Annotated in this window: 3 protein-coding genes and 2 pseudogenes; 3 read left to right on the plus strand and 2 right to left on the minus strand. The window is 67.8% G+C overall.

What is annotated here, in order from left to right:
- A pseudogene (locus AB0G14_RS35000) lies at nucleotides 1-317 on the plus strand (IS701 family transposase); the annotation flags it as partial.
- A gap of 211 nt (nucleotides 318-528) precedes the next feature.
- Here the strand turns inward: AB0G14_RS35000 and AB0G14_RS35005 are convergent.
- A complete protein-coding gene (locus AB0G14_RS35005) occupies nucleotides 529-705 on the minus strand; it encodes a hypothetical protein (RefSeq protein WP_357704986.1) in 177 nt (58 codons plus the stop codon).
- Nucleotides 706-751: 46 nt separating this feature from the next.
- Between AB0G14_RS35005 and AB0G14_RS35010 the strand changes: the two are divergent.
- Nucleotides 752-955 (plus strand): annotated as a pseudogene (locus AB0G14_RS35010) (recombinase family protein); the annotation flags it as partial.
- Nucleotides 956-1,036: 81 nt separating this feature from the next.
- A complete protein-coding gene (locus AB0G14_RS35015; RefSeq protein ID WP_357704991.1) occupies nucleotides 1,037-1,279 on the plus strand; it encodes a helix-turn-helix domain-containing protein in 243 nt (80 codons plus the stop codon).
- A gap of 119 nt (nucleotides 1,280-1,398) precedes the next feature.
- On the opposite strand, the gene AB0G14_RS35020 is transcribed toward AB0G14_RS35015, so the two are convergent.
- Nucleotides 1,399-3,991, minus strand: a 2,593-nt coding sequence (locus AB0G14_RS35020) for a hypothetical protein (protein WP_357704988.1), incomplete at its 5' end; no start/stop codon positions are given.

The following is a 3,991-nucleotide window of genomic DNA, read 5'->3' on the forward strand; positions in this document are numbered from 1 at the left end:
GCATCACCAACCCCGCTGACCTGGCCTACTACCTGTGCTTCGGCCCCGCCGAGACGCTCGACGAGGACCTGATCCGGGTCGCCGGGACCCGTTGGACGATCGAGGAGTGCTTCCAGACCGCCAAGACCGAGATCGGCCTGGACCACTACCAGGTCCGCCGATACGACGCCTGGTACCGGCACATAACACTCGTTCTGTGCGCCCACGCCTACCTCGCCGTCACCGCCGCCCAGGCCAAAAAGGGGACACCAGATCCGACCACGACGGCCTCATTCCCCTCACTCTCGGCGAGGTCCGCCGTCTGCTGGCACACCTGATCACCACCATCCGACCCTTCGACCACATACATCGATGGTCACGATGGCGACGCCGGCACCAGTACCGCGCCAAAACAGCCCACTACCAGCGAAGACTCCGACTTCACCAGGTGCGGCTGGAGTACTAGGCCGCCGACATCAAGGCCGCGAACGCGCGTCGCCTGCCAGTTGGCGCGAGGCGCTGCCATGAGGGATTCAGCGGCCGTCTCTGTCAGCGATGCTGATCAGCGCCGGGTTGGTCGCCGACATGGTTGCCTGCGGCGTAGAGCTGCCGCAGCGCGTATTGCACGGCCGACAGCGCCATCTCGGCCATCTCCAGCTCTGAGTGGGTGAGGCCGCCGCTGAACGAGGCGTGTTCGATCGCGTTCTCCAACTGCTCTTGCGCCATGTACAAGGCCTCGGGCAAGAACGCCGACCGGCCGGAGCTGGCCCGGATGTTCGACTACATCCGACCCGGCGACGCCCTGACCGTGGTGTCGCTGGACCGGCTCGGCCGGTCACTGGAGGACCTGATCGGTATCGTGGGTCGACTCTAGCGCCAGGGGGTGGGGTTCCTGTCGCTGCACGAGAAACTGGACACTACCACCGCCGGCGGCATGTTCGTCTTCCACGTCTTCGCCGCCCTGGCCGAGTTCATCCGCACGATCATCGTGGCCAACACCAACGAGGGCCTAGCCGCCGCCCGCGCCCGCGGCCAGCGCCTGGGCCGGCCACCGGCGATGACTCCGGAGAAGGTTGCCTACGCCCGCCAGTTGCTCGCTGAGCCGGAGCGGTCAATCAGCGCGATCGCCAAGCTCGTCGGCGTCTCGCGCAGCACGATCTACAAGGTGCTGCCCGAGTTGCTGCCGCCGCAGCTGGCTCAGCAGCGCCTCGCTGCACAGATCGCCGCTTTGCCCGCCGACACCCGGCCCGCGCCCGACCTCCCCGTGTACGACCCGCTCCTGGCCCCGCGCGACACGTAGATGCCCCCCGACCTTTTTAAGATCATCGATCTTGCACACGTGACCTCAACGACATCGACCACGCTCGGTTACCACCGAATGTGAGACAGAGTCGATCTTTTTGCAGTGCCGGAGGGTGGTCAAGCCGTGACTGTGGCGCAGGCGGCAAGGTCGGTGATTGTTGATGTTGTTGTGTGGGTTGTGGGGTTCGTGTTGGCCAGTATTGCGGAGATCCAGTTGTATCGGGTTGTTGGGTCGAAATGCTTCGCTAAATTGGGGTTGGCTCGTGTTTGGGCGACGAGGGTCGGGCTGCCGCTGTTGTGCGAGCTGGGGTCGAGTGCTTGGAGAATGACGGCGTCGACTTGATCGGCGATGGTGGGGCCGGTGTTGGCCAGGGAGGTCAGATATTTGAGGGGAATTCGACCTAGGGCGTTTTGAAGGATGGACCGTCTTGTGGCAGCGTCTGATGCGGTGCTGTAGGCGTGGATGAGATTGGTGATGCTGGTCGTTGCGTGGATGTTGACGGTGGTTGGTGGGGGCGTGTTGGTGGGGTTGCCCGGGTGCTCTTCACTGTAGAGGAAGACGGTGTTCGGGCTTGGCAGGGTGATCTTCATGTCGCTGGCGGCCTGGAAGAGCTGGTCGTACGTGAGCCATGCTCCTGTCAGGACGGCTGTGTAATCGCCTAGCGTGCTGTACGGAAACGTCGTTGTTGTGGTGAAGTGATCCCACAGTTCCAGAATTTCGCTGTTTGCGTGTTGTTGGAGGACGGCGTTCCAGTGTGGCCCGTGGACGCGCAACCAGGTGCGGGCGGCTGACAGTGTCCCGGGTGGCAGCGCTGGTTGGTGATCGTGGGGCATTTCGACCCACGCGATTGTAAGGTCGGAGCTCGGGTTGTCTGGTGTCGGAGCCGGTGGGGGTTGGCGGTCGAGCCAGTCGGTGGCCGCCTGCCGCTCGGATGAGGACCACCCCGGGGGCACCACCGCCTGGTATCGCACGGCCTTGCCGTCTTTGCCCTGCTCGACGAGCAGACCCAGCCCCCGCAACGCCTGCACGTACAGCGCGGCGGCGCGCGTGCCGGTGACCGCGGACTGGTCGAGAACGGTGGAGTCGATGATCTGGGCGGTCGTGAGTGGCTGGCGGTGACGCAGCATCGCCGCCCACACCACGACCGCGCTGCCCGGCACCACGCCCAGTGTCTGTTGGAGGGCTTCGTGCACCGGTGCTGGCACCGGCGGGGTGTTCGCGGAGGACGCCGGTAGGGGTTGGCGCTCGAGCCAGTCGGTGGCCGCCCGCTGCTCGGATGAGGACCACCCCGGGGGCACCACCGCCTCGTATCGCACGGCCTGGCCGTCCTTGCCCCGCTCGACAAGCAGACCCAACCCCCGCAACGCCTGCACATACCGCGCGGCGGCGCGCGGGCCGGTGACCGCGGACTGGTCGAGAACGGTGGAGTCGATGACCTGGGCGGTCGTGAGTGGCTGGCCGTGACGCAGCATCGCCGCCCACAACACGACCGCGCTGCCCGGCACCACTTTGTCTGCCTGTTGGAGGGCGTCGTGCACCGCTGCGGGCACCGGCGGGGTCTTCGCGGAGGACGCCGGTAGGGGTTGGCGCTCGAGCCAGTCGGTGGCCGCCTGCCGCTCGGATGAGGACCACCCCGGGGGCACCACCGCCTCGTATCGCACGGCATTGCCGTCGTTGCCCCGCTCGACGAGCAGGCCCTGCCCCCGCAACGCCTTCACGTACAGCCCGGCGGCGCGCGTGCCGGTGACCGCGGACTGGTCGAGAACGGTGGAGTCAATGATCTGGGCGGTCGTGAGTGGCTGGCGGTGACGCAGCATCGCCGCCCACACCACGACCGCGCTGCCCGGCACCACGCGCGGTGTCTGTTGGAGGGCGTCGTGCACCGCTGCTGGCACCGGCGGGGTGTTCGCGGAGGACGCCGGTAGGGGTTGGCGGTCGAGCCAGTCGGTGGCCGCCTGCCGCTCGGGTGGGGACCACCCCGGGGGCACCACCGCCTGGTATCGCACGGCCTGGCCGTCCTTGCCCCGCTCGACGAGCAGACCCAGCCCCCGCAACGCCTGCACGTACAGCCCGGCGGCGCGCGTGCCGGTGACCGCGGACTGATCGAGAACGGTGGAGTCGATGACCTGGGCGATCGTGAGTGGCTGGCCGTGACGCAGCATCGCCGCCCACACCACGACCGCGCTGCCCGGCACCACGCTCGGTGTCTGTTGGAGGGCTTCGTACACCGCTTCTGGCACCGGCGGGGTGTTCACGGAGGACGCCGGTGGGGGTTGGCGCTCGAGCCAGTCGGTGGCCGCCTGCCGCTCGGATGAGGACCACCCCGCGGGCACCACCGCCTGGTATCGCACGGCCTGGCCGTCCTTGCCCCGCTCGACGAGCAGACCCAACCCCCGCAACACCTGCACATACCGCACGGCGGCGCTCGCGCTGGTGACCGCGGACTGGTCGAGAACGGTGGAGTCGATGACCTGGGCGATCGTGAGTGGCTGGCCGTGACGCAGCATCGCCGCCCACACCACGACCACGCTGCCCGGCACCACGCCCGGTGTCTGTTGGAGGGCTTCGTGCACCGCTGCTGGCACCGGCGGGGTGTTCACGGAGGACACCGGTAGGGGTTGGCGCTCGAGCCAGTCGGTGGCCGCCTGCCGCTCGGATGAGGACCACCCCGCGGGCACCACCGCCTCGTATCGCACGGCCTGGCCGTCT

Source organism: Micromonospora sp. NPDC023814, assembly GCF_040639595.1.
Lineage (GTDB): Bacteria > Actinomycetota > Actinomycetes > Mycobacteriales > Micromonosporaceae > Micromonospora.

Bases quoted from the DNA above. Each gene is read 5' to 3' on its own strand.
- AB0G14_RS35015 (WP_357704991.1), top strand. From the start codon at position 1,037: ATGACTCCGGAGAAGGTTGCCTACGCCCGCCAGTTGCTCGCTGAGCCG.
- AB0G14_RS35005 (WP_357704986.1), bottom strand. From the start codon at position 705: ATGGCGCAAGAGCAGTTGGAGAACGCGATCGAACACGCCTCGTTCAGC.